23 protein-coding genes are annotated in these 24,462 nt (G+C 58.1%); 8 read left to right on the top strand and 15 right to left on the bottom strand.

Going from position 1 to position 24,462, the window contains the following annotated elements:
* The first annotated feature begins 41 nt into the window (after positions 1 to 41).
* Together V9K67_RS14925 and V9K67_RS14920 are read left to right on the top strand one after the other, a co-directional pair.
* Entirely contained in the window at positions 42 to 863 is an 822-nt protein-coding gene (locus V9K67_RS14925) for an enoyl-ACP reductase FabI (protein ID WP_336723766.1), read from the top strand.
* A 164-nt stretch (positions 864 to 1,027) separates the two neighbouring features.
* Positions 1,028 to 1,834 (top strand): SDR family oxidoreductase, encoded by an 807-nt coding sequence (locus V9K67_RS14920; protein WP_336723764.1) that lies wholly within the window; start codon positions 1,028 to 1,030, stop codon positions 1,832 to 1,834.
* A gap of 85 nt (positions 1,835 to 1,919) precedes the next feature.
* On the opposite strand, the gene V9K67_RS14915 is transcribed toward V9K67_RS14920, so the two are convergent.
* Positions 1,920 to 2,141 (bottom strand): DUF2795 domain-containing protein, encoded by a 222-nt coding sequence (locus V9K67_RS14915; protein WP_073045655.1) that lies wholly within the window; start codon positions 2,139 to 2,141, stop codon positions 1,920 to 1,922.
* A 230-nt stretch (positions 2,142 to 2,371) separates the two neighbouring features.
* Here V9K67_RS14915 and V9K67_RS14910 point away from each other — a divergent pair, with 230 nt between their 5' ends.
* Positions 2,372 to 2,986 (top strand): ABC transporter ATP-binding protein, encoded by a 615-nt coding sequence (locus tag V9K67_RS14910; protein WP_336723756.1) that lies wholly within the window; start codon positions 2,372 to 2,374, stop codon positions 2,984 to 2,986.
* Between the two features lie 144 nt (positions 2,987 to 3,130).
* Here V9K67_RS14910 and V9K67_RS14905 read toward each other — a convergent pair whose 3' ends face one another.
* Genes V9K67_RS14905 through gatC form a run of 3 tightly spaced genes read right to left on the bottom strand, consistent with a single transcriptional unit; the run spans position 3,131 to position 4,751 of the window.
* On the bottom strand, positions 3,131 to 3,691 hold the full coding sequence (locus V9K67_RS14905; protein WP_336723755.1) for a cob(I)yrinic acid a,c-diamide adenosyltransferase: 561 nt from the start codon (positions 3,689 to 3,691) through the stop codon (positions 3,131 to 3,133).
* Between the two features lie 34 nt (positions 3,692 to 3,725).
* A complete protein-coding gene (locus tag V9K67_RS14900; protein WP_336723754.1) occupies positions 3,726 to 4,442 on the bottom strand; it encodes an ABC transporter ATP-binding protein in 717 nt (238 codons plus the stop codon).
* An 18-nt stretch (positions 4,443 to 4,460) separates the two neighbouring features.
* Positions 4,461 to 4,751 (bottom strand): Asp-tRNA(Asn)/Glu-tRNA(Gln) amidotransferase subunit GatC, encoded by a 291-nt coding sequence (gene gatC, locus V9K67_RS14895; protein WP_336723753.1) that lies wholly within the window; start codon positions 4,749 to 4,751, stop codon positions 4,461 to 4,463.
* Positions 4,752 to 4,831: 80 nt separating this feature from the next.
* On the opposite strand from gatC, the gene V9K67_RS14890 reads away from it, so the two are divergent.
* The 4 genes from V9K67_RS14890 (at position 4,832) to V9K67_RS14875 (ending at position 8,076) form a co-directional block, all read left to right on the top strand.
* A complete protein-coding gene (locus V9K67_RS14890; RefSeq protein ID WP_336723751.1) occupies positions 4,832 to 5,248 on the top strand; it encodes a GNAT family N-acetyltransferase in 417 nt (138 codons plus the stop codon).
* 66 nt (positions 5,249 to 5,314) lie between these two features.
* Positions 5,315 to 6,643 (top strand): cytochrome ubiquinol oxidase subunit I, encoded by a 1,329-nt coding sequence (locus V9K67_RS14885; RefSeq protein WP_336723748.1) that lies wholly within the window; start codon positions 5,315 to 5,317, stop codon positions 6,641 to 6,643.
* 3 nt (positions 6,644 to 6,646) lie between these two features.
* On the top strand, positions 6,647 to 7,663 hold the full coding sequence (locus V9K67_RS14880; RefSeq protein ID WP_336723746.1) for a cytochrome d ubiquinol oxidase subunit II: 1,017 nt from the start codon (positions 6,647 to 6,649) through the stop codon (positions 7,661 to 7,663).
* 20 nt (positions 7,664 to 7,683) lie between these two features.
* Positions 7,684 to 8,076: a hypothetical protein gene (locus V9K67_RS14875; RefSeq protein ID WP_336723744.1), complete on the top strand. Its 393-nt coding sequence runs from the start codon at positions 7,684 to 7,686 to the stop codon at positions 8,074 to 8,076.
* A gap of 90 nt (positions 8,077 to 8,166) precedes the next feature.
* On the opposite strand, the gene V9K67_RS14870 is transcribed toward V9K67_RS14875, so the two are convergent.
* From V9K67_RS14870 to V9K67_RS14825, 10 genes are all read right to left on the bottom strand, one after another.
* Positions 8,167 to 8,478, bottom strand: a complete 312-nt coding sequence (locus V9K67_RS14870; protein WP_336723742.1) for a hypothetical protein — start codon at positions 8,476 to 8,478, stop codon at positions 8,167 to 8,169.
* Between the two features lie 245 nt (positions 8,479 to 8,723).
* Positions 8,724 to 9,518: an ABC transporter ATP-binding protein gene (locus V9K67_RS14865; RefSeq protein WP_336723741.1), complete on the bottom strand. Its 795-nt coding sequence runs from the start codon at positions 9,516 to 9,518 to the stop codon at positions 8,724 to 8,726.
* Positions 9,515 to 10,294 carry an ABC transporter permease gene (locus V9K67_RS14860; RefSeq protein WP_336723739.1) on the bottom strand — a complete coding sequence of 260 codons (780 nt, stop codon included), beginning with the start codon at positions 10,292 to 10,294 and terminating at the stop codon, positions 9,515 to 9,517. The genes V9K67_RS14865 and V9K67_RS14860 overlap by 4 nt, the downstream gene beginning before the upstream one ends.
* Before the next feature lie 77 nt (positions 10,295 to 10,371).
* A complete protein-coding gene (locus V9K67_RS14855; protein ID WP_336723737.1) occupies positions 10,372 to 12,138 on the bottom strand; it encodes an OmpA family protein in 1,767 nt (588 codons plus the stop codon).
* A 126-nt stretch (positions 12,139 to 12,264) separates the two neighbouring features.
* On the bottom strand, positions 12,265 to 13,257 hold the full coding sequence (locus V9K67_RS14850) for a hypothetical protein (RefSeq protein ID WP_336723735.1): 993 nt from the start codon (positions 13,255 to 13,257) through the stop codon (positions 12,265 to 12,267).
* Positions 13,258 to 13,394: 137 nt separating this feature from the next.
* Positions 13,395 to 14,009 carry a hypothetical protein gene (locus V9K67_RS14845; protein ID WP_336723733.1) on the bottom strand — a complete coding sequence of 205 codons (615 nt, stop codon included), beginning with the start codon at positions 14,007 to 14,009 and terminating at the stop codon, positions 13,395 to 13,397.
* A gap of 54 nt (positions 14,010 to 14,063) precedes the next feature.
* Entirely contained in the window at positions 14,064 to 14,234 is a 171-nt protein-coding gene (locus tag V9K67_RS14840) for a hypothetical protein (protein ID WP_336723731.1), read from the bottom strand.
* Positions 14,235 to 14,625: 391 nt separating this feature from the next.
* A complete protein-coding gene (locus V9K67_RS14835) occupies positions 14,626 to 15,036 on the bottom strand; it encodes a hypothetical protein (protein ID WP_336723729.1) in 411 nt (136 codons plus the stop codon).
* Positions 15,037 to 15,060: 24 nt separating this feature from the next.
* Positions 15,061 to 16,140, bottom strand: coding sequence for an NAD(P)/FAD-dependent oxidoreductase (locus V9K67_RS14830; RefSeq protein ID WP_336723727.1), 1,080 nt, complete (start codon positions 16,138 to 16,140; stop codon positions 15,061 to 15,063).
* Positions 16,141 to 16,251: 111 nt separating this feature from the next.
* Positions 16,252 to 22,359 carry an alpha-2-macroglobulin family protein gene (locus tag V9K67_RS14825; RefSeq protein WP_336723725.1) on the bottom strand — a complete coding sequence of 2,036 codons (6,108 nt, stop codon included), beginning with the start codon at positions 22,357 to 22,359 and terminating at the stop codon, positions 16,252 to 16,254.
* 167 nt (positions 22,360 to 22,526) lie between these two features.
* Between V9K67_RS14825 and V9K67_RS14820 the strand changes: the two genes are divergently transcribed.
* On the top strand, positions 22,527 to 23,417 hold the full coding sequence (locus V9K67_RS14820) for a proline and serine-rich protein 1 family protein (protein WP_336723723.1): 891 nt from the start codon (positions 22,527 to 22,529) through the stop codon (positions 23,415 to 23,417).
* A gap of 79 nt (positions 23,418 to 23,496) precedes the next feature.
* On the opposite strand, the gene sucD is transcribed toward V9K67_RS14820, so the two are convergent.
* Positions 23,497 to 24,372, bottom strand: coding sequence for a succinate--CoA ligase subunit alpha (gene sucD, locus V9K67_RS14815; RefSeq protein ID WP_336723721.1), 876 nt, complete (start codon positions 24,370 to 24,372; stop codon positions 23,497 to 23,499).
* Between the last annotated feature and the right edge of the window lie 90 nt (positions 24,373 to 24,462).

The raw sequence follows: 24,462 nt of genomic DNA, 5'->3' as shown, positions 1-24,462 counted from the left end.
GTTATTAACGATTATTTTTACCCATTTCAAAAAAACAATTTATGTCCAATAACATACTGCAAGGCAAGAAGGGAATCATTTTCGGTGCACTGGATGAAAAGTCCATCGCCTGGAAAACAGCGCTGAAGTGCCACGAGCAAGGAGCCCAGCTGGTGCTGACCAACGCCCCGGTAGCCCTGCGCATGGGAGAGATCAACAAGCTGGCCGAGGCCGTGCAGGCGCCCGTCATCGGTGCCGACGTAACGAACATGGAGGACCTGAAAAAGCTGTTCGAAGAAGCGCAAAAGCATTTCGGCGGCGGCATTGACTTCATCCTGCACTCCATCGGCATGAGCCTGAACGTACGCAAAGGCAAGCACTATACCGACCTGAACTACGACTGGAACCAGAAGACCCTGGATATTTCGGCCATGAGCCTGCACCGCGTGCTGCGGACCGCCTGGGATATGGACGCCCTGAATGAAGGCGGCAGCGTGGTGGCCCTGAGCTACATCGCCGCCCAGCGCGTATTTCCCGACTACAACGAGATGGCGGATGCCAAGGCCCTGCTGGAAAGCGTGGCCCGCAGCTTCGGCTACCACTACGGCGTACGCCGCAAAGTACGGGTGAACACCGTATCGCAATCGCCCACCCGCACCACTGCCGGCAGCGGCGTGAAAGGCTTTGACATGTTCATCGACTACGCCGAAAAAATGAGCCCCCTGGGCAACGCTTCGGCCGACGACTGCGCCAACTTCTGCATGCTGATGTTCTCCGACTTCACCCGCTACATTACGATGCAGAACCTTTTCCACGACGGCGGCTTCAGCTTTACCGGCGTCAGCGAGGCCCTGGTACAGCAAATGGCGGAAGCAGTGAAGTAGGGATTGGTTAATTTGTTAATTGGGATATTTGGAGGGAAGCGTTTGTGAACCAGGGATATATCCTTTTATTCTACTTATTGGGCCCCGGCGGTTGCCGGGGCTTTTTTGTGTCCGCCTATTTAACGGAATCTGGTTTAATATTGCACCTCAAATCAACGTACCGCATGTCGAAAGTTATACTCATTACCGGCGCTTCCACGGGTCTGGGCGCTACCCTGGCCGGTTACCTGGCCGGCAAGGGCCATACCGTCTACGCCACTTCGCGCCATATCGAGCAGGGCTCGGCCGCTTATAATGTCCTGAATATGGATGTGGGCAGCGAGGAAAGCATCCGCCGGGCCGTGGAAACCATCGTGCAACGGCACGGGCGCATCGATGTGCTGATCAACAATGCCGGCCTGGGCATTGCCGGTCCCATTGAATCGGTGGCCGCCGCCGACGTGCAGCGGGTGTTCGACACCAACGTGCTGGGCGTGATCCGTACCAGCCAGGCCGTACTGCCCTCCATGCGGCAGCAGCGCAGCGGACTGATCATCAACATCAGCTCCATCGGTTCGGAAACCGGCCTGCCGTACCGCGGCGTGTACAGCGCCAGCAAGGCGGCCCTCGACCGCATCACCGAGGCCCTGCGCATCGAGCTGGCGCCTTTTGGGGTGCAGGCCTGCTACGTGCAGCCGGGCGGCATCCGCACCGACATCAACAAGAACCGCATTACCGCCCCCCTGGCCCAGGGCAATGTGTATAAGGAGAGCTTTGAACGGTGCTACCGCCTGGTCAACGACAGCGTGAGCGGCGGCATGGCCCCCGAAGCCTTCGGCCCGGTGGTGGAAAACATCATGGTAATGAAAAAAGTGCCCCGCTGCATCCGGGTAGGCAAGCCCCTGGAAAAGGTATCCGTGCTGCTGAAGCGCCTCCTGCCGGAATCGATCTATGAAAAGATGATTGCCAACCACTATAAAGTTTACGGGTAGGGGCGTTTTCCCCTGCATAAAAAAAGCCTTCACTTGCGTGGAGGCTTTTTGGGTTATTCTTTTTATTCCCGGAATGGGGTAACTGCTAGTATTCGTCTTCGTTAAAGAGGAAGTCTTCCTGCGAGGGATAGTCGGGCCAAATGTCTTCGATGCTTTCGTACACTTCGCCTTCGTCTTCCAGCTCCTGCAAATTTTCAACTACTTCAATAGGGGCGCCAGAACGGATGGAGTAGTCGATCAGTTCGTCCTTGGTTGCGGGCCAGGGGGCATCTTCCAGGTAGGAGGCTAATTCTAATGTCCAGAACATCTTATGTCGATTTTATTTAAGTAATGGGTTAATAAAAATTCAATTATAATTTTCGTGCCGGAAGAGACACGACACTCCTAATTTCCGCAAAAGTAGGGTTATTCGTCAATTTTCCAAATGCCTTCTGCGGCTCCCGGCATTGCGGTACCGTTTTGTTTATGGATATTTGATTTTTGGCAGAACCCATGGCAATATTATCAGCAAGAAACATTCATAAAAAGTACGGGGAGGTGGAAGTACTCAAAGGCGTGGACATAGACGTGCAGCCCGGGGAGATCGTCAGCATCGTCGGTTCTTCCGGGGCAGGCAAAAGCACCCTGCTCCACATTCTGGGAACCCTCGACAAGCCCGATGCCGGCGAAGTGGAATTGAGTCACCACAACATTACCCGCCTGTCGGGCAAGCGGCTGGCGGCCTTCCGTAACCGCAATATCGGCTTCGTGTTCCAGTTTCACCACCTGCTGCCGGAGTTTACGGCCCTGGAAAACGTGTGCATTCCCGGCTGGATCGGCTCGGCCCGCCGCACCCAGGTGCGGGAGCGGGCCGAAGAGCTGCTATCGATGCTGGGCCTCAGCCACCGCCTTGAAAACAAGCCGGCCGCCCTTTCCGGCGGCGAGCAGCAGCGCGTCGCCGTGGCCCGCGCCCTGATCAACAACCCCACCGTGGTCTTTGCCGACGAACCTACCGGTAACCTCGACTCGGCCAACGCCCGCGACCTGCACCAGCTTTTCTTCGACCTGCGCAATAAATTCAACCAAACCTTCCTCATCGTTACCCACAACGAAGAACTCGCCCACCAAAGCGACCGCATGCTGGTCATGAAGGATGGGAGAATGCATTCCTGAACGGAAAAGGTATTGGTTAATTGGTTAATTGGTTAATTCGGGGAGGTGGAACACGCTGCATGGAAGGGTGCGGGACCCTCTTCCCTGCAGGAAAACTGTTTCGACCTGAAACCCTAATATCCCAATTAACCAATTAACCAATTCCTACACCCGTGGTTTCCAGGGAATCTCCTCAACGCCCAGCTTTTGGGCCGTGTAGCGGGCCAGCACGAAGAGGTAGTCGCTCAGGCGGTTGAGGTAGATGATCACTTTGGGCTCCACGAACAGGTCGTGCTGCTGGAGGTTGACGGCCAGCCGTTCGGCGCGGCGGCAGACGCAGCGGCATACATGGAGGGAGGAAACCGTCACATGGCCGCCGGGCAGCAGGAAGGATTTCATGGGCGGCAGCTGGGCCGTCATTTCATCGATCTTTGTTTCCAGCAGGCGGATGTCGGTATCGTGCAGGTCGGGCAGCTTCATTTTCGGCTCCTTTTCCGCATCGCAGGCCAGCGCCGCGCCGATGGTGAACAGGCGGTCCTGGATGTCGCGCAGCTCGTTGGTGAATTCGGGGCTTTGGAGCTGGTCGTTGACCATGCCGATCCACGAATTCAATTCGTCCACCGTTCCGTAGGTTTCGATGCGCAGGTCGCTTTTGGGCACCTTGGTACCCCCGATCAGGGAGGTGGCCCCCTTGTCGCCCGTTTTCGTATAGATTTTTGTAGCCATGGGGGGAAAGTAAAGAAAAAGAGAGGAAAAAGCGCTATCGTCCCGGCGCGGGCTGGGGGACTTCCCGGACGCTGTCGGTTTCGATGACCCCGTCGCGCAGGCGGATGATGCGGCGGGCGTGGTGGGCGATGTCTTCTTCGTGGGTCACCAGCACCACGGTATTGCCCCCGGCATGGATCTGCCCGAAGATGTCCATGATCTCGTAGGAGGTTTTCGAGTCGAGGTTGCCGGTAGGTTCGTCGGCCAGGATGAGGGAAGGGTCGTTGACGAGGGCGCGGGCGATGGCCACGCGCTGGTTCTGGCCGCCGCTCATTTCGTTGGGGCGGTGGTGGCTGCGGTCCGACAGGCCTACCTGGTCCAGCACGTAGCGGGCTTTTTCGGTCCGCTGCTTTTTGGGAAGGCCGGCATACACCAGGGGCAGGGCCACGTTTTCGAGGGCCGTCAGCCGCGGCAGCAGGTTGAACTGCTGGAACACGAAGCCGATCTCCTGGTTGCGCACATCGGCCAGCTCGTTGTCCGTCATGTGGCTGACGTCGCTGCCATTGAGCACGTAACGGCCGTCGGTGGGGGTGTCGAGGCAGCCCAGGATGTTCATGAGGGTGCTTTTGCCGGAGCCGGAGGGTCCCATCAGGGCCACGTATTCGTTTTTGAAAATATCCAGGGAAATGCCTTTCAGCACTTCGATGACCTGCTTACCGAGGTAGTAGTTCTTGCGGATAGCTTCCAGATGAATAATGCCCTGCGTTTGCATGGAGGCGGCTTTGGTTGCTTATTTTTTAATCACCTTGGGCACCTGGAAATAGGCGGCATCGTGGCGGGGGGCGTTTTTCAGGGCCTCTTCACGGCCGATCATGTTGCCCACGGTGTCGGCACGCAGCACGTTCACCTCCTCGCTCATGTGCATCAGCGGCTCCACGCCGGTGGTGTCCAGCTCCTGCAGCTTGTCGATAAAGCCGATCATCTTCTGCAGGTCGCCCTTGATTTCCTCTTTTTCGGCTTCGCTGAACTGCAGCATCGACAGCTGCGCCAGCTTTTCTATAAGTGCGTCATCTACGAACATGCCGCAAAAGTAGGAATTTGAGGTGGTTTCAGCGGAGGGGTGCTTTCAGGCAATAAATAAATACTTTTATTTTACGCTAAATGGAAACAACAACCTTCTCGATCTCCAACGACAAAACCTTACTGGACATAGACCTGGTCTGGGATTATTTGAGCAACCGCTCGTATTGGGCCAGGGGCCGGAGCCGCGAAACGGTGGAGCGGTCCATTGCCAACTCGCTTTGCTTCGGGCTCTATGACGAACAAAAGCGGCAGGTGGGCTTTGCCCGGGTGGCGACCGACTACGCCGTTTTTGCCTGGCTGATGGACGTTTTTATTCTCGAAGACTACCGGGGCCAGGGCCTGGGCAAGCTCCTGATGCAGGAAATTTTTAGCCACCCGGAACTGCAGGAGGTAAAGCGCTGGGGCCTCGGCACCCTGGACGCCCACGGCCTGTACCAACAGTTTGGCTTCCGCCCGCTCTCGCAGCCCGAGCGGATGATGGAGCGGGTGCGTTAACCCCTTGTGGGAAAGTCCATGACGGTAATTTGCCCGTTTCAAGGACCTTTGACCAAAACACCGCACATGGAGGATCTTATAGCGGCCCGGACGCAAATGGCCCTGTCCCTGGGTTTTCACATCATCTTTTCCTGCATCGGCATGACCATGCCCATTCTCATGGCCTTTGCCGAATGGAAATGGCTGCGCACCAACAAGCAAGTGTATATCGATGTCGCCAAGGCCTGGTCGAAGGGCGTGGCCATCTTCTTTGCCGTGGGCGCCGTGTCGGGCACGGTGCTGTCGTTCGAGCTGGGACTGCTGTTCCCCGAGTTCATGAAACATGCCGGCCCCATTATCGGGATGCCTTTTTCGTGGGAGGGAACCGCCTTCTTCGTCGAGGCCATCGCCCTGGGCGTGTTCCTGTACGGCTGGAACCGCCTGAACAAATGGGTGCACTGGATCTCGGGCGCCGTGGTCAGCTTTTCGGGGGTGCTGTCGGGCATCTTCGTGGTGTCGGCCAACGCCTGGATGAACAGCCCCGCCGGCTTTGACTGGCAGAACGGCGGGGCAAAGAATATCGACCCGGTAGCGGCCATGTTCAACGAGGCCTGGCTGTCGCAGGCCCTGCACATGACGCTGGCGGCCTTCGTGGCCACCTCCTTTGCGGTGGCCGGCGTGCATGCTTTCCTGCTGATCAAAAACCGCAAAAACGAATTCCACCGTACCGCCACCCGCATCGCCCTGGCCTTTGGTGCCGTAGCCGCCCTGCTGCAGCCCCTGAGCGGCGACTTTTCCGCCAAGGACATCGCCAAAAGGCAGCCGGCCAAGCTGGCGGCGGCCGAAGCCCTGTTCCATACCAGCCGGCCCGCCTCGCTGGTGATCGGCGGCCTGCCCAACGAAAAGGAACAGCGGGTGGATTATGCCGTGCACCTGCCCGGCCTTTTGAGCTTCCTGGCCCATGGCGATTTTAAAGCCGAAGTAACGGGGCTGGATAAATTTCCCAAAGAAGAGCGGCCGCCCGTGCTGATCACCCACCTGGCCTTCCAGGTGATGGTGGGCTGCGGCTCTTTGCTGGCGCTGGCCGGCCTGCTGTACCTGCTCTTCAGCCTGCAGCGCTGGCGCCACCTGCTGGAGAAAAAATGGTGGCTGGTGTTCATTGCCCTGATGACCCCCCTGGGCTTCCTGGCCGTAGAGGCGGGCTGGACCGTTACCGAGGTGGGCCGCCAACCCTGGATCATCTACGGCGTCATGAAAACCAAGGACGCCGTTTCGTCCATGCCCGGCCTGCAGTATTCACTCTACACCATCATCGTGGTGTACCTGCTGCTGACCCTGTTTTTGTTCTGGCTCATGCGCCGCCAGATCGCCACCGTGGAAACCCTGTACCCTTCGGCCCGTAACACAAACTCCTAAACCATGCTCATTATCATCATCGCCATACTGGCCGTAGCCTTTATCCTCTACACCCTGCTGGGCGGCGCCGACTTCGGCGCCGGCATCGTGGAAACCTTTGCCGGAAGGAAAGGAGAGAAGCTTATTTCCAAAGCCATCGCCCCCGTATGGGAGGCCAACCACGTCTGGCTGATCCTGGCCATCGTGATCATCTTCACCGGCTTTCCGCAGGTGTATGCCGCCATCAGCGTGGCGCTGCACATCCCGCTGATGGTGGTGCTGATCGGCATCGTGCTCCGGGGCTCCTTCTTTACCTTCCGCCATTACGACGTCACCCACGACAAATCGCACAAATACTATACGGCCCTCTTCCAGGTATCGAGCTTCCTGACGCCCGTTTTCCTGGGCATCACCCTCGGCGCCATGATCTATGGCGACATTACCCTCAGCAATACCGGCTCGTTCCACGAGCGCTTCATCCAGCCCTGGTTCAACCCGTTTTGCTTCAGCGTGGGCCTGTTTTCCACCTTCCTGTTTGGTTACATAGCAGCGGTATTCCTGGTCGGCGAGGCTACCTATCCCATCGAGCAGCAGCGGTACGTGCGGCTGTCGAAGCTGTTTTTTGCGCTCACCTTCGCCATGGGCGTGCTGGTGTTCATTGCCGCGGAGGTCGGCGACCACCACCTGGTCAAAAGCTTTTTCCGCTCGGGCATCAGCATTACCGCTTTCAGCCTGGTAACGCTGTTCATTCCCGTCATTTTCTATTTGTTTCACCACCCCAATACGGCCTACCTGCGGGCGGCCATCAGCGTGCAGGTAGTGTTGATCATGGTGGGCTGGTTCGCAATCCAGTTTCCCATCCTGGTGTACGAGAAGAACGGCAACCACCTGACCTTCTACAATACGGCGGCGCCCGAGGCCACCCAGTACCAGTTGCTCATCGCCCTGTTCGTGGGCCTGCTGCTGGTGATCCCTTCGTTTTATTTCCTGTTCAAGGTGTTCAAGCAGCGTCCGGACAACGGGCAAAAGGAAAAGGCGTAAAAAGGCCTTATTTTCACGCCATGGTACACGCCAACGAATTACGCATAGGAAACAAGCTGTGGCTTTGCCGGCACGACGGTTCGGAGCCGGTGGCCGCAACGGTTGCAGGCCTGCAGGCCGCGGACGGAAAGCTGCTGGTGCAGACCGAAGAGCACGCGCCGGCCGACGTGTCAAAAGACTTCCGGCCCATCCACCTGACGGAGGCGCACCTGGAGGGCTGCGGCTTCAAGCGCGACGAGATCGAATACATCGGCCCGCTCTGGCACCTGCACCCGGTGCAGATCCTCGACGAGGACGGGCTGTGGCTGGTGAACGACAAGCTGCGCAAGCGCCTGAAGCTGCACAGCCTGCACCAGTTGCAAAACCTGTTCTTTGCCTTAACGGGCAAGGAGCTGGAAGTGACCCGGTTATAAAAGTTATAAAAAAAGCCCGGGCAAGCAGGGCTTACCCGGGCGGGATAACCGGGGCGCGGACCTTTCCGCCCCGGTTTTTTTCGATTACACCTAATCATCTTCCTCAGCATCCTCCGTCTCGAACTGCTCAAACTGCAGTTCCAGGGTGTCGTCGAAAGTATCGTAGTCGAAGTCAAGACCATACTTTCCAATGGCATACACAAAGGCATAATTCAGGTCGTACAGGTCGTTCTGGGTCAGCCAGTCCTCCTCGGTCGCCAGCAAGATCCATTCGTACCAATTGGCGCCGTTTTCATCCTGCCGGATCTTGTTCAGGCCCTCGCGGGGAATTTCGAAACGGCTGAACCCTTTGCCTTTCCAGGCGATCCCTTCTTCCGTTATTGTCCAGTTTCCAAACAGCATAAGATGGTTATTTAGCATTAATACTTTGTATGTAAACAACTGTGCCAGCAAGCCTTTAGGGGGATAATTGTATTTGGGCGGAGGGTAAATAAATATTGAATTTCAGGATGGGGGAGGACAGTTGCCGGCAAATTCATCAGCTTATTCCCCATTTCTTTCCGGCAATTAGGGGAAAAAAGAGCACCATATGCTCAACAATATGTCCCCAATTACAACTTTTCTTCATTTATCTACGCTGCCGGTACTTACAAATATTTTTTAATTTCTTCCAGGGTGTTCGTGAACGCTGTTTGGGTCTTAATGTCGCGCTGCCAGGCAAGGCCCCGTTCCACCAGGTCGATCTCTTTTTTAATGGTAGCGCCCGGAAGGCCCTCTTCCCGCCCCAGGATGAACACGGTGTCCGAGAGGGCGGTGGCCGTAGCGATGTCGTGCGACACGATCACCAGCGTCTTCCATTCGTCGGAGAGCGACACTTGCCGCAACAGGTCCGTTACCTTATCCAGCACACAGACGTCGAGGCCCGAAAAGGGCTCGTCGAGCAGCAGGAAGTCCGACCCTTTCAACAGTTGCTGGATGATGCTGGCCCGCTGGCGCTGCCCGCCCGACAGTTGTTGGGGGTACTGCTGCAGGTGGGCCGCCAGCCCGAAGTCGGCGGCGTATTTTTCGACCGCTTCCTTTTCCGTTCCTTTCAGCTGCGGGTTCATGCGGGCGGCCAGCAGCAGCGACTGGTGCAGGGTGCGCCAGGGAAAGAGGTAATAGTTCTGAAAGATCACGCCCATGTCGCCGGCTTTTACGGGGCGGCCGTCCTGCAGGCGGATGGTGCCGGTGCTGGGCGCCTGCAGGCCAGAGAGCAGCTTGAACAACTGGGTCTTGCCTACCCCCGAGCGGCCGATGAGCGATACGACCTGCCCCTGCTGCAGGCCGGGGCGGGTAATGTTGTGGAGGCGCAGGTTGATGTCGCGCAAGATGAGGCGGGTGCCGTAGCGGAGGCTGACGTCTTGGGCCTCCAGCAGCAATTCGGCTTTGGTATGTGGGGTCATGCGTTGGAGGTTTGCAGTTTGGTGTACGGGAACAGCCAGTGACGGAGGGTCCCCAGCAGGAAGTCGAGGATCAGGCCGGTGGAAAAGATCACCAGCTGGAGGGCCAGCACCTGGGTGAGGTCGTTGTAGCGGTTATACTTGATCAGCAGGGTGCCGATGCCGCCTTCGCTCATGCTCAGGCCTTCCACCAGGGTGATCATCAGCCAGGCGATGGCGAAGTTCTGGCGCAGGATCTCCAGCACCTGGTCGGCCTTGCCCACAACGATCACTTCGCAGAGGGTTTGCCAGCGGTTATACCCCAGCGTTTGACAGAGTTCGTATTCCTGCCGGTCGGCCTGTACGATCACCGCCAGGAAGGAGGTCAGGAAAAAGGGCACGATGCCGAACACCAGCAGCGACAGCTTCAGCTGGCCGCCGTCCTTGGTGAGCAGCGTAAAAATGAAAATGAGGCCGGTAAGGGTCAGGTAGCGGCATTTGACCAGGAACTGGGCCAGTCCCCGGAAGAAGGGCACCACCGACAGGTAGGCAAAGGCCAGGGTGATCACCAGCGAATAGCCCATGGCCCGCAGGGTGAGTCCCAGGCTGATGAGCAGATGGTCGAACAGCAGGGGCGTGGTCAGCAGGTGCAAAAAGGCGCCAGCCACCCTGCCCGGCCGCGGGATCAGGCCATCGGAGGCGGTTTGCCAGAACAGCAGCGCCAGCACCGCCTGTACCACCAGCAGCAGCAAGAAAGTTTGCCGGCTGACCCGGCCAAAGGGTTGAAAGGTTTGCTTCATTTTTTGAAAAGGATTTTTGCGGTTCCGGGAAGAAAGCAGGAGGGGAAGGGCTCCCCCTCCCTTTTTCATACTTCCGGTTACTCACCCAGCACGATCTCCACGCGGCGGTTCTTACGGCGGCCCCCCTCGGAGTCATTGGAGGCTACCGGCTGCGCAGCGCCCAGGCCTTTCACCTCCATTCGTTGTTCCTTCAGGCCTTTCTGCTGCAGGTAGGCCCCAACGGCCGCGGCCCGCTTTTGGGACAGGGGCCGGTTCACGTCATCGGAGCCCTGGTTGTCGGTATGGCCGTACACGCCCAGCTTCAGGCCCTCGGCTACCACGGCCGACTGGAAGATCTCGTTCAGCAGGGGATAAGAGGCCGGCCGGATCACGGCCGAACCGGTTTCGAACTCGATGCTGTAGGACCTCGAGGAAACCTTCGAGCGGATCTCCCCGGCATAGGTGGCTTCCAGGGCCTTGCCTTCCATCAGCTCGGGGTGGTTGGAGAGCACGGAAAACAGGAAGGACTTGTCCACCGCTTTTTCATACGGCAGGAAGGAGGGCATCAGGGCCGGGTACATTTTCACCATCAGGCTGCCGAAGGTGTTGTACACGGCTTTGTAGCGGTCTACCTTGTCGGCGCCCAGGCCGTAGGTATTGGCCATGTCGGCCAGGTTGAACACGGCCGACCCGCCCAGCGTGACTTTCAGGCCGCGGAGGTCGGTCTCCTCCACGCCGTTAAAGTATTTCAGCCAGTATTCGGGTGTTTGCTCGCCGTACACCTCGGCGCTCACCTGGGCGGCAAAGGCCTTGGCTTCGTTGAACGAGCGCACCTGGTCGCCGGCCTGGGCCAGGGCGATGATCATGTTCTCCACGTCGGTGCGGTGGTCGTACGCCCACTTTTTGATGGCGATGGTCTGGTTGGGCATCTGGGCCGCATACTGGCGGGTGCTGGCCAGGGTCACCAGTCCGCCCTTACGGGTGGCCACGTTCACGTCGCCGGGCGTCCAGGTGGCCACACCGTCCACGCCCACGATGGTATCGCGGCCGGTGGTGCGGCCGTTCTGCACCACCCTTCTTTTTTCCGTGTAGCCCGTAATGTACTTGTTGGGGGCGTCCAGGAAGTCGCTGGCGGCGACCAGGTTGATGGCCTCGGCGTCGTACGTGGTTTCATCGGGGTTCACCTTCAGCCCGTTGTCGCCGGCCCATTTCAGCAGAATGTTGATGTCGCCGTCGCGCAGCACGCCGGCCACGCATTTGCCCACCGCATGATGAGGGTCGGCCTTCCACGAAGGGGGCGCCATCACCTGGTCTTCGCCGTACGATTTACCGTGGGACAGGGGCAGGATGATGGGCTGGTATTCGGGGCCCAGGGGTTCCAGCTCTTTTGCCAGCGCCGTCATAAAGGCCGGCATGCCGTCGCCCATGAAGGTGATGAGCACGCCCGGGGTGGCCCCATTCTTCTTGTAATCGGAAGCGAATTTCACCAGGTCGGCCATCTGCTGGTTACAGTCGTCCTGGCGGAGGTAGGTCACGTCCAGGCGGGCCTTGTCGAAGAGGGAGCCCTGGGTGGTGCGGCGGCCGCCGTTGGCATACATGCCCGAGAACTGGCTGTTCCAGGCCATGCGTTCCCAGGTGATGACCGTACCACCATTCGCCGCAGGCGAAGAGCCGGGCAGCTCCAGCTGCACGGCCTTGCCGCTCAGGGAGGCCTCCGGTGCATCGGGCAGGGCCACACGCCCCACTTCCAGCGATGCGCCCACTTCTTTCGGACGGTTCTGGTACCAGCGTACGCCGGTTATACCCGCTGTCACTACAGCGGCAATGATCAGTAATTTACCCGCAGGTTTTAATTTAATAGCCATTTTATGTGGTTTTAGGTTGTTTATGGAATAAGGAATTGGTTAATTGGTTCATTGGTTAATTAGGAATGGGGGAACAGCGGTAGCCGAAGGAACGCGTAAACGCGTAAACCCGTAAACGCGTAAACTTTACTCGAGCAGTCCCCGGTGCCGGTCATTCACCCGCACATCGTTCAGCCGGCCGGCGTGCTGGTTGTTTTTCAGCGACTGGTCGGAATAGTTGTAGTGCGGGTTGAAGTCGTAGTGGTTGATCAGTTCCATGGCCTGGGCCGATTGGGCGCGGTCTTCCAGGACGCGGTCGTCCAGGAAGCGGGAGGTGACGTCGATGGCCGATTTGATGTGGCCCACCTTTTCGCCGATCTGTTGTTTCAGGAGGGCGAGGGCTTTTTCGGCGTCGCGGTTCAGGTCGTCATCACCCCGGAAGGCTTTCATGGCGCTGCTCACGGCCGACAGGCCGGTGGTGACCGAGTAGTACAGGTCCTTTTTGGCTTCCAGGTCCATTTTGGCGTCTTCCAGCAGGAGGCCGCTTTCCTCGTAAGCCATTTCGGCAAAGGAGATCAGCTTGTTCAGGTCGCCGACGATGGGCGTTACGTTGTCGATGTATTCGCGGCAGCGCAGCACGTTGTTGGCATAAAGGTCTTTTTGACGGGCGTTGCCGCCTTCCGCCTGCAGGATCTTTACCTTCTGGATGTTCAGGGACAGCTCTTTTTCCTTTTGTTGCAGCTTATCCATCAGCTCGCTTTGCTTGCCCTTCAGGCGGCCGGCCTGTTTGTACAGGGTATTGCGGTCCTCGTAGCCCTGGTCGATCCGGGCCTGCAGGATGTTGAAGGGGTTCAGCTCGATGGCCAGTCCGATGGTATAGTTGGCCAGGAATTCGGAAAAGTATTTAATGGCCCTCCAGAACTTTTTGCTGGTGACGATCATCAGCAGGGCGCCGAGAAGGATACCGCCGATCACCAGGTTGATGAGGGTCCAGGTAACGCTGACCAGCCAGGGCAGCACATAGATGGTAAAGCCATAGGCCAGGCCGGCCGCCAGGGACAGGCCGACGACAGCGGTAGCAATGTTTTTGGGTTCCGAAAACCAGCCCGTGGTTTTCGTTGTATGAATCGTCTCGTTCATGATTGATTTGTTTTTTTAGATGGTGCGCTAAACAGGGAAAAACAGAAAGTTGCGGGCAGCAGGAGGCGTTCCGTCAATAGCCGGCGGCGGACCGCCCCCGGCTATTGCGTGTTTGCCTATTGCCTATTGCTTATTGCCTATTCTCCTGCTATATGTTGCCGGATTTTCTGAAGGTCTTGTTCGATGCGGCTTTGGATGCGGTGGAGTTCCGCCGTATAGGCGGCGGAGCTGGCGGCCAGCTTTTCCTCGCTTTCACGGATCTCGTTGTTCAGCGCTGCCAGCTGCTGGTGCAGCACGGTAATCTCCTGGGACAGTTGCTCAATGCGGCGGCCTTTGGCCTCGATCTCCGCCTTTTTCTGGAAAACCTTTTCCTGCTGGGCGGTATCCAGCGTGGCCTGGAAGGTGGCGGCATCGCCCTGGAGCAGTTGCAGGTAGGCATCCGCGCTGGAGAGCAGTTGCTGCCGGTTGAGGCCCTGCACGTTCAGGCCGGCGAAGGCGGCGGCGTACCGTGCTTTTTCGTCGGGTACGGCGCCCAGGGCGTCGATCATTTTCGCAAACTCGAAATAGTCCGGCCCGGGCGTGTTGGCTTCTTGCAGCAGCTTTTCAAAGTGCTCCCGGAACCGGGTGTCTGCTGCGGAAGGGGAATGGGCAGGGGTGCCTGCGGAGGGAGGCTCTTCGGATGGGGGCACGGGGTTGTCGTGCTCCGTTACTTCCACGAAAGCCGAAAGGATCTTTTTGCCGATGCTGGTCATGGTTTTGATTTTAGGGATGACAAAAAAAGGGTTGCTATGCCGGTGGTTACCGCATTAGAGGAACAGGCCGCCGGGAACCAACTCGAAGTCCTGCTTCTTTTGGTGTCCCCGGGGCTGGGGTTTTTGCACTTTTTGAGGGCCTGGTTTTTTGCGCAGGGCAAAATGCGGCGGCACTGCCCAGAGGGCAATAGCGGTCACCACGGCCATCAATGATCGTGTGGTCATGTGACGAACGTTGAGGTCCTTGGGTAAAAAAATACGAAACAGGGAATAAGGGTTCAGCACCCGCTACGGGCGTGAACAGGAAAGGGGCCGAAGCCTTTTATGGCGTACTTAGCGACGGGAGATGATTTCCGGTGGTTTTACCCTTTGACGGTAGCGGGCAAATCGAAATTCCAGAAATGAGTTCATGTTACGTGGAGATGACTCCTGTTTGGTTTGAAGACATAAAGATAGGCCGGCGTTAACATTTTGTTGGCAGCCATCCGGCACCAATGGCATTTTTCCTTTCACAAGTGGTAAAGGACCCTTTATGAGCGGTAAAAAAAGGGGGTAAAGGCAAAAACGGGCGGTTCAACGGTGAAGCCCGGCAGGAAAACCTCTCCCCCTTACCCGTTTAAGCGGTGGCTACGGCGGCAGCTGCTCCCTTCTGTTCTTTCGGGCGTTGTACCAGGTAGTACCAGGCCAGGATCAGCAGGCCGGCGACAAAGGGAACGAGGGCCATGTGCTTGCCTTCCAGGCCGTGCCAGACGGGAACTTCGTCGAAATGGAAAAATTCCGAAAGCATCCAGTACGAGTTGGCGCTGATCCACAGGGTGATGGCCAGGTTGTGGGCCAGCTCGGACTTAATGTCGCGGGTGCGCCAGGCAATAAGGATGGCGATGATCAGCGTGGGGAAGATCATGACAATCCCCAGGGGTTTCCAGATCATGCACCAGGCGACATCTTTCAGCAGCCAGAAAAGGATGTGCAGGTTTTCCATTCTCCGGTAGCTGGCCGGAATGGCGTAAACGTCTTCGTTTTGCATGTAGTTAATATAAGTGTTTTGGTTTTATTTTTTTCGAATGTACGCCGGGTCGGACAGGATCCGGTGAAAGCGGTCGATGGAAGCTTCTTTGGTGATGTCGGCGCCGGAAAGCAGGTGCTGCACCAGCTGGTGGGCGAAGAAGGGCGAGAGCGACGTGCCCTTGGTACCCATGCCGTTCAGGATGCCCACGTTGCCCCAGCGGGGATGGAAGCCCACGAACGGCCGCCGCTCCAGGGTGGAGGGACGCAGCGCGGCTTTGTGGTCGACAATACGGTAAGGAACTTTCAGCCAGCCGTCGAGGTAATTTTTGGTGGCCTCCCGGAAGGCGGGGGTGGGACCGGGCTCGGTGTACTTCCACTGGAAGGAGGAGCCCACCCAGAAGGTGTGTTGCCGGGAAAGCGGCACGATGGTCATGCTCTTTTTGAAAATGTGCTCGTTGGTCAGGTCTTCCGATTCGATGATCAGGGCTTCACCCTTGCTGGGCGAGAACGGCAGGTTCTGGAACCAGGGATAGTTCATGGAGGCGTTGCCGTCGCAGAAGATGATCTTTTCGGCCCGGATGTCCTTGTAGGTGATGGTATTGGCGTGCACCTCCAGCAGGTCGTTGCTGAAGGATTCGTCCAGCAGCAGGCGCTTTTCTTTGAGGTACTGTCGCCAGCTGCCGGTAAGGGCATGGAGGTCGGTGGTGTAGGCGGGCTTGATCTGGCCGCAGCCGTATTCCTGGTGCAGGTAGCGGTTGAAGTGGTTCTGGTCGGGATAGGAGTGCAGGTAGGTATCGTTCTCGGTGATGCGGGTGGCGAAGGCGTCGCGCATCTGTGCGTTCGGGAAGATGTCGATGATGTCTTTGCGGAACAGGAACTTGCGGTCCAGGAAGGTTTCCATGTCGGAATAGGCCTGTACGGCAAAGGGCAGGATGGTGTCGATCATCCAGGTGGTGACGAATTTCCGGCCGGTGACGGGGTTCATCACGCCGGCCGCCACCCCGGTCGGCGACCCGGGGTTTTCCTGGTCGATGACCAAAAAGCTTTTCCCCGCCTTGTGCAGGAACCACGACAGCATGGTGCCGCTAATGCCCTGTCCGATAATGAGTATTTCTGTTTGCATAGGCAACAGGGCGCAAGTTAGCACCGCTGGCCGGCAAATGAGCATTTATCCTAAAAAAGCACCCAACCTCGGAGAAGTTGGGTGCTGGGGAATATAGGTAGTAACGGGGGCTTACTCGCTCTTTTGGGGCGCCACCTTTATCCGTACCCCTTCGCTGTGGGCCGAAAATTCCGGGGCGTACAGGCACTGGATGGAGGTAACGCCGTTGCTGAAGTCGCCGGAATGGGTCACGAACAGGGGGTATTCGAACACATAGGTGCCTTTACGCAGGTACGAAAAGAAAAAGTTCGTGCTGGCGTCCTTAGTGGTTTCGTAATAGCCCAGGCCTCCCTGCCATTTGTAGTGGCTCAGGACGTTCACCGGCTCCAGAGCCGAAGCCCGCATGTCTTTCATGTGCACGTATTCGAAGTCGCGGTCGGCCCGCAGCTCGATCCGGACCTTGATCTTGTCGCCCACCTGCAGGTTGCTTCCTTCTTCCACCGGCGTCAGCACGGGACCGCGGTCGGTGTTCTTTTCCACGAACAGTTTTTTGGACAGCTGCAGCGGGGTGGCGGCGAAGGTGATCTTGTCCAGGTTTTCAAAATACTGCCAGTACACGGCGCCCCAGGTGGGCCCATTGGCGGACTGCTGCACCGTTACCGAGATGGCGCCCATTTCGGGCTTTACAAAGGCCCCTTCGATTTGCTTTTTAAAATAGCCGGTGCCCGCTTCGCTTTTTTGTTCCGTGCTGGAGAGCGAGGTGTTGCCCAGCCGGATGGTGACCCGGGGTTCGGCCGTGAACCAGTTCTGACCCCGGAGGAGCAGGGCGTAGCAGGCGTCGGCCGTGGCCTTGGTGGTGCGCCAGTTGGTGGTCTGCTTGTTTTTGAGCAGCCAGGTGCGCAGGTCGTCCACGGCGGCGGTATCGCGGCCCGCTTCGCTGAAGGCTTCGATCAGCAGCGCCTGCGTTTCTATGGGTGCCTGCCACCAGAAGGGACTGCGTCCGAAACCGCTTTCCTTCCAGTAGCGGCCCATTTCTTCGCTGGTAACGGAGGTTTCCTTCAGCGACTTCAGGATAGCCGCCGGCGTTTGCCCATCGCCGGTACGGTGCAGCGCCAGGGCGGTCATGCCCTGCTGGAAGGGGTTGCCCTTCATCCAGAACTGCTGCGCCTGTTTGCGGTAGAAGTTATAGGCCACCTGCGCCTGTTGGGGTACCCCCACGGTGGGGAAAAAGCTGCGCCCGTACAGGTACTGCACCTGCAGGTAGTCCACCTGTTGCTTTGTCCGGTCGGCTTTCGATTTCAGGAGGCGGTTGTAATCCTCGGTGATGCGGCGGTCGAGGTACGCCAGGCCTTTCTGGGCCATGGTGGTCAGGGCGTCTTCCTGTTCGCCGGAGATGCCGCCCAGTTTTTTCAGCCGCCCGATGCCGGTAACGATGTACTGGGTGATGTAGCGGTCGTCGGGGCCGCCGGGGAACCATACAAAGCCGCCGTTCTCGCTTTGCAGGGCTTTCAGCTTTTGCAGGTTGGCCGCCAGTTCGCTGCCGCTGCGGGTAAGGTCGAAGAGCAGGGCGATGTTTTTCTTTTGCTGCTCCTCGGTCTTTGCCTGCAGCACCCAGGGCGTTTCCTGCAGCAGCACCGATTTCAGCTCTTCGTTCTTTTGCAGGTTCGACAGCAGGGCCGCCGTGTCGGCGGTCTTCCATTTTTCAAAGACCTGTTGGATGCGGGGCGAGGCGTTGGCGATTTTAACGGCCAGGGCGTTGGCGTAATACCGGTTCCATACCTGCTCCGAACAGTCGTAGGGATATTCCATCAGGTAGGGGAGGGCCTGCACGGCATACCAGGCGGGGTTGGAAGTATACTCCACCGACAGGGCGTGGTGCTGCAGGGTTTCGCTGCTGCCGGAGGCCTTCAGCTTGTCGAAGGAGAAGGTTTTGGTGCCGCTGCCCCTAACCGGCAGGGGTAGGGTTTCGGTCACCAGCATTTTATTGGTCAGCACCGGCAGGGCGGCCTCTTCGCCGTCGCTGAAGTTGCCGGCTTTGGCCACGATGCGCCACACCAGGGCTTTGTTGAAGCCGAAGGGTACTTCCAGGGGGAAGGTCACCACGTCGCTGCTGCCGGCAGCCACGGTAAAGTACTGGTTGGGAAACACGTTGTGGAACCAGCCGTCCACGGGCTGGTTGGTGGTGGCGTCGAGCAGCTGCAGGGCGGCCTGGCCGGTCAGTTCCTTCGCGGACAGGTTCACGATCTTGGCACTCAGTTCCAGGCGGTCGCCTTCCCGAAGGAAGCGGGGCGTGTTGGGCTGCACCATCAGTTCCTTCTGGGTAACCACATCCTTTTGCGCAAAGCCGAAGGCCAGGTCTTTGGTATGCGCCAGCGCCTGTAGTTTCCAGCGGGTGAGGGCTTCGGGCATTGTAAAGGAAAAGCTGATGTTGCCGTCCTTGTCGGTATGCAGGTCGGGGAAGAAAAAGGCCGTTTCGTTGAAGTTTTTCCGGGGCGCCACAGCGGGCGGGGCGGAAGGGCCTTCTTTCCTGCCTGCTGCGGTTGCCGTGGTATCGGCTGCCGATTGCTTTTCTTCATCCCTGATCTCCGCGTACGCTACTGCATTAGCCATGGCGTCCTGGGCGACCACAGGAGGAGCAGGCGCTACGCCGGCCACGCGTCCCTGCAGGGCGGCTTCGGGTTTGGCATTGAGCCTTCTAAGGTCGTAGGAGCCGCTCCCAAGTCTTTCCAGGTTCAGCTGCAGCATGTCATAATCTTTCCGGAACTCTTTGTTGCCGGTTTGTTCGTCTTGCTTTTGTTCGGAGGCAACGGCGATAAAATTCTGCCGGCCGTTCCAGGCCCGGGGGCCGGCAAAGGTGGGCCAGATGCCGGGCCGTTGCCAGCCGTGGGGTTTGAACTGGTCCAGCGACGCATCGTACATACCTGCCAGCAGTTCGGCGGCCGCTTTTTCGCCTTTGGGACCGCTGATCTTCACGCTCCATTTTTCGGCGCTGCCGGGCAGGGTCTTTTCCCGAAAACTGCTCCATTCGATGGCCAGCTCCTTGTTGGTCCAGGGAACCTCCACCACCTGCTGCACCTGGTATAAGCGGTTGTCCTTTACAAAGAAGAACGAAACGCCGAAGCCCCCCCGGTCGGCTTCCGTCACGGGGAACACAAAGGTTTTTTTCTCCCGGTCCAGCCGCAGCACCTCCAGGGTAGCCAGGCTGTCGTAGCTGCTTTTCGCCTTTTGCTGCAGCAGGAAAACGTCGGTGGCCGACGTGCCCAGCTGCACGGTGGCGCTTTTCCCAGGTTCCACAGGCAGGCGGTCGTTGCCGCTCCAGAAGTAAGCCGGGGCGGGCAGCCGGCCGGCTTTCGGATCGTACAGCTCCACGAAACGCAGGTCTTTTATCGCCTGCCCGTCTTTGTCTTTGGTAATGATTTCCACGGCATAAAAGCCTGCTGCTAATTTCCTGTTGTCTATTTCCCATTGCCCATTGCTCCGGGTGGAGTCGCTCTTTACCAGAACTTTCTCCCCACGTTGCCAGTTTCGGAAATCCTTTTCGTTGCGGTACTCGTCGTGCGGGAAATGCCGGATGAATTCTTCCTTGTTCAGCACAAACTGGTCGGGCTCCTCCCAGAGGCGTTCGCGGATGAGTCGGTTCTCAGGCTGCAGTTTCGTGAAGGAAACCGTTACCTGGGCCGGCTGGAAGGTGCCGGCCATGTTCTGGGTGCGGATATCAAGGCCTTTCAGCGAATCCAGCGGTACCCTTTCGTCCAGGCGAACCAGCAGCACCAGCGATTTGTAGCCGGCCGAAACCAGTTGTTCCCCGCTGCGGGTCTCGCCGTTGATGTCGGTCACGTCGGCATAGATGCGGTAATCGAAAACGGGATCCAGCTTTTTATCGAGCGTGCGGTCGGGGATGGCGTTGAAGGCAAGCGTAAACCGGCCCTGGGCATCGGTGAGGGTTTCGCCATGGGCGATCTCCAGCTCCTCGGAAGGCGGCGGCCAGATCCGGTACGACCAGAAGTAAATAAAGCGGGGCTGGCGTACTACGCGGTAGGTGACCCTGGCGCCTTCCACCAGGTTGCCGGCATAGGCTTTGGCGGTACCCCTGACCGTGATGCTGTCGGCTACTCTGTAGCTGCTCTTCATGGTATCGAAGTCCACGTAGAACTTCGGGCGCTTGTATTCCTCCACCGAGAACCAGGCGGCTTCCCTTCCTTCCGTTTCATAAATGCGGAACTCGCCGTTCAATACGTTTTGCGGCAGGGTGAACTTTCCGGAAAAGGAACCGTATTCCGAGGCGGTCACCTTCAGGGAGTCCACCACTTCGTTGTTGGCATTGGCCAGGAAGACGCGGGTGGCATAGCCGGCGGCGATGCTGTTGCCGTCCTTAGAAGGGGTTACGGCAACGCCCTTGAAGAACACGGTCTGGCCCGGGCGGTACAGCGAGCGGTCGGTAAAAAAGAAGATAGAGGGCGCCGCCTTTTTTTGCGGGGCGCGGGGGCCATAGTAGGGGATATAATCGTAGGAGGCTTCCTTCAGGTTCAGCCGGTCGCCGTTGTGGCGGATGTCCAGGTGATACGGGGCCGCCCGCTCGTCTTTCTTACTCTCTATCTCGAAAAAGCCCTTTTTGTCGGCCGTGTAGGAACCGAATTCGGCCAGGACGTTCTTGCGGGCCGGGTAATCGTATTTCTGGACAAAAGCCTTTACTGAGGCGCCCTGCAGCGGCTGCCCGCTTTCGCGGTGCAGCACGAAAAAGCGGTTGCCCTGCTGTATATAACTGATGGTGGAGACAAAGAACCCCTGGGCGCCCAGGGTGTTTTTCTGCTTTTGGAACCGGCCGTTCATCGATGCCAGCAGCACGTACTCGCCGGCGGGCAGGGCATCCACTTTTATTTCCACGGCATGCTCCTGCAGGTCGCCGGTGGGGGGAAGGCTTTGCTGCCACGAGCGGAGGGGAGCGGCGGCCAGCAACTGGTCCCACAGCTTTTCATCGTAGCCGTTGAACCCTTCGGGCGCCAGGTCGCCCCGCTTCAGCAGCCGGAAGTGGAGGGTGGCTGCATTGCGGTAGCGCACCCGTGCCCGGAACGGCTGCCCCGGAAGGTTCACTTTTTCCACCTCAAAGGCAAAGGAGGGCCGGTTGATCTCCTGCAGCAGGTTCCAGGCGTTGGCCCAGCCTATGCTTTTGACGGCGCTGTCCCGCACCACTTTTTCCAGGATTTCTTTGGCCCGCAGGCGTTCGAAGCGGTAGGTGGTATCCTTTAGCGGGTGGTAGCCGGCAGCCCGGGTCTGGTACAGGTCGGCCAGCAGGTAGGCGGCCTGGGCCGCCGAAGGGTTGCCGGGATAGGTACGGGAGAGGTGTTGCAATGCCTCCTCGTACAGTTCCACCTTGTTTTCCAGCACCGCGTTGAACCGTACAAACAGCAGGCGGTCGATGTCGACGTCGATCAGGGCGTCGGGTTTGGGATCATTCAAGTGAAAGGCGATCAGCTGCTGGTAGATCCGCAGGGCCTTGTGCTTCAGGGACAGGGAGTCGTTTGTGGTAAAGGCATGCTGCACGAACCGGGCGGCGGGAGCAAAGGCTTCGGGCTGGCTGATCTCGAAGGCATAGGCCGGTTTGGACAGGTCGCGTTCGTCGTTTTTAAAATACTCCAGGGCGCGGTGGGCCAGCAGGTCGAACAGGGTAGGGCGCAGGGACCGGGTATTTCCTTTGGCGATGAGGGCGTCGAAAGGCGCCAGCTTCGTGGCCTGCAGCAGCGAAGGGTTGGATAGCGATAAGAGGTAGTGCTCGCTGATCTTTTTGTGAAAATCATCGGCGGTCCAGGTGGCGGGGTCGGCCTTGTCGAAGCCGGCGGTATTGGTGCGGTTGTAGAGTTGCCAGCGGTGTCGCTGGAAGTACTGCCAGTAGTGGCCGGCCAGCATGCTGTGCAGGATAGCGGCTGCCCCCCCGCTTGCGCTGCGGAGCTCCTGCTCCACCTCGCCCAGGGCAACCCGTTCGTTGTTTTCGCGGTTGGCCTGTTGCAGGCCGATCATATACACCAGTGATTTGATGACCTGGGCGTCCTGCTTTTCCGTTTTGGCCCGGGCATAGATCTTTTTCACTTCTTCCAGGGCCGATTGCGGCAGGTTTTTCCGTTGCAGCAGGTCGTCTACTTTTTTCCATTCCTGCTCGTAATTTTTCGGGGCCTGGCCAAAGCATTGGTACAGGGCGCCCAGCAGGCACAGCAGGGTCAGCGACAGCAGTGGTATCCGTTTCATGTTATAATTATGCTTAGTGATGGAGATGCGAAGTACGGAAATATGGATGCACCGGGGAACGGAATTGCATAAAGGGCCCCTGCGGGGCCTTTAACGATTGTTTACATTTTTGCCGGTAAACCAGGCTCCTCCGTCCCCTTCTGACAAAAAGGAGGATTTAAAAAATCATGAAAAGCATCTTTACCGTTTTAGCGGGTGTGCTGATGAACGCATCCGTATTCGCTGCCGGCCTGGCCGGCGATGTGCGCATCTCTTTATCGGGCAGCAACGACTACGCCGTGGTGATCGACGGCAGGTCGCTACCGGGTACCAATAACCGCATTTACCTGAACGACGTCCGGCCCGGCCGCCACTCCATTGAAGTGTACCGGCTGAAGAAGAACAACAAGCGCGAGAACCGGCCGGTGTACTCCAGCAACTTCGTGCTGCGCCCCCAGTACGACATGAACATCCTGGTGGACCGCAACGGCAACGTACGCTTCGACGAGGACCGGGACAATAATAACAATCGCCGCAACGATCGCAACGACCGCAATGACCGGGATTGGAAAGACCGCGATAACCGGGATTGGAAGGACAGCGATAATCGCGACTGGAAGAACCGTGACCGCGATGATGACGACCGCTACGACCGCAACCGCGATTGGGACCGTGACCGGGATGGAAAAGACAGCGACCGTTATGACCGCAATGACCGCTACGGCCGCAATGACCGTTATGGAAACAACGACCGCTATGGCAACGACAACCGGTATGAGAGCAACAATACCAGCCGTGCCCTGAGCGATGCGGACTTCAGCCAGCTGCTTGCCGGCATCCGCAAGCAGATATTCAATAGACCAGGCACGGCCCGCAACGCGGTAGAGAACAATTACCTGTACGTGCGCCAGCTGCAGCAGGTGCTGGAGCTCTTTTCTTCGGACGCCGACCGCCTGGACCTGGCCAAAAGAGCCTATGCCCGGAGCGTGGAGCAGCGCAACTACAGCCAGATCTACGGCCTGCTGTCGGCGCAGTCGCGCACCGAGCTGGAACAGTATATTAATGGGATCCGGAAGTAGAATGCCGGTACTAAAATGAAAACGGCCTCCCCGCCAAAGCGGGAGGCCGTTCCTTATTTATGTGTACTCCGGTACGAGCTTATTTTTTGAGTACGGAGGCCATGGTCTTGCCAATGTCGGCCGGGCTGGAAACCACGTGGATGCCGCATTCTTCCATGATCTTCATTTTGGCGGCGGCAGTATCTTCCGCACCGCCTACGATGGCACCGGCATGACCCATGCGGCGGCCGGGAGGAGCGGTCTGGCCGGCGATGAAGCCCACAACGGGTTTCTTGTTGCCGGTTTCCTTGATCCAGCGGGCAGCTTCTGCTTCCATGCCGCCACCGATCTCGCCGATCATGACGATGGCGTCGGTATTCTCGTCATTCATGAACAGTTCCACGGCTTCGCGGGTAGTGGTGCCGATGATGGGGTCGCCACCGATACCAACGGCGGTGGAGATGCCCAGGCCGGCTTTGGCCACCTGGTCGGCAGCTTCATAGGTGAGGGTACCCGATTTGGATACGATGCCTACGCGGCCTTTCTTGAATACAAAACCCGGCATGATGCCCACTTTGCATTCGTCGGCAGTGATGACGCCCGGGCAGTTGGGGCCGATCAGCCTTGTGTTTTTGCCCTGGAGGAAGTTTTTCACTTTCACCATGTCCTGAACCGGAATGCCTTCGGTAATGCACACCACCAGTTCCACGCCTGCGTCGGCAGCTTCCATAACCGCGTCGGCCGCAAAGGCCGGCGGAACGAAAATGATGGACACATTGGCACCGGTTTCCTGTACGCATTCCGCTACGGTGTTGAACACGCGACGGTCCAGGTGGGTGCTGCCGCCTTTGCCCGGCGTTACGCCGCCCACCACGTTGGTTCCGTACTCAATCATCTGCGAAGCATGGAAGGTGCCTTCGGTTCCGGTAAAACCCTGTACTAAGACTTTAGAGTTTTTATTGACAAGAATACTCATAACAAAATTTAAAGTTGCGCAAAAGTAAGGATTTCGGAATTCGCTGGTCGTTTTTTACCCCATATCCTTTGTTTTCGCCCCAAAGCTGCG

Origin of the sequence: Huijunlia imazamoxiresistens, assembly GCF_037132455.1 — a bacterium.
GTDB classification, from domain to species: domain Bacteria; phylum Bacteroidota; class Bacteroidia; order Chitinophagales; family Chitinophagaceae; genus Flavisolibacter; species Flavisolibacter imazamoxiresistens.
Note: the sequence above shows the minus strand (reverse complement) of the source record. Positions and strands in the feature narration are given on the sequence as shown.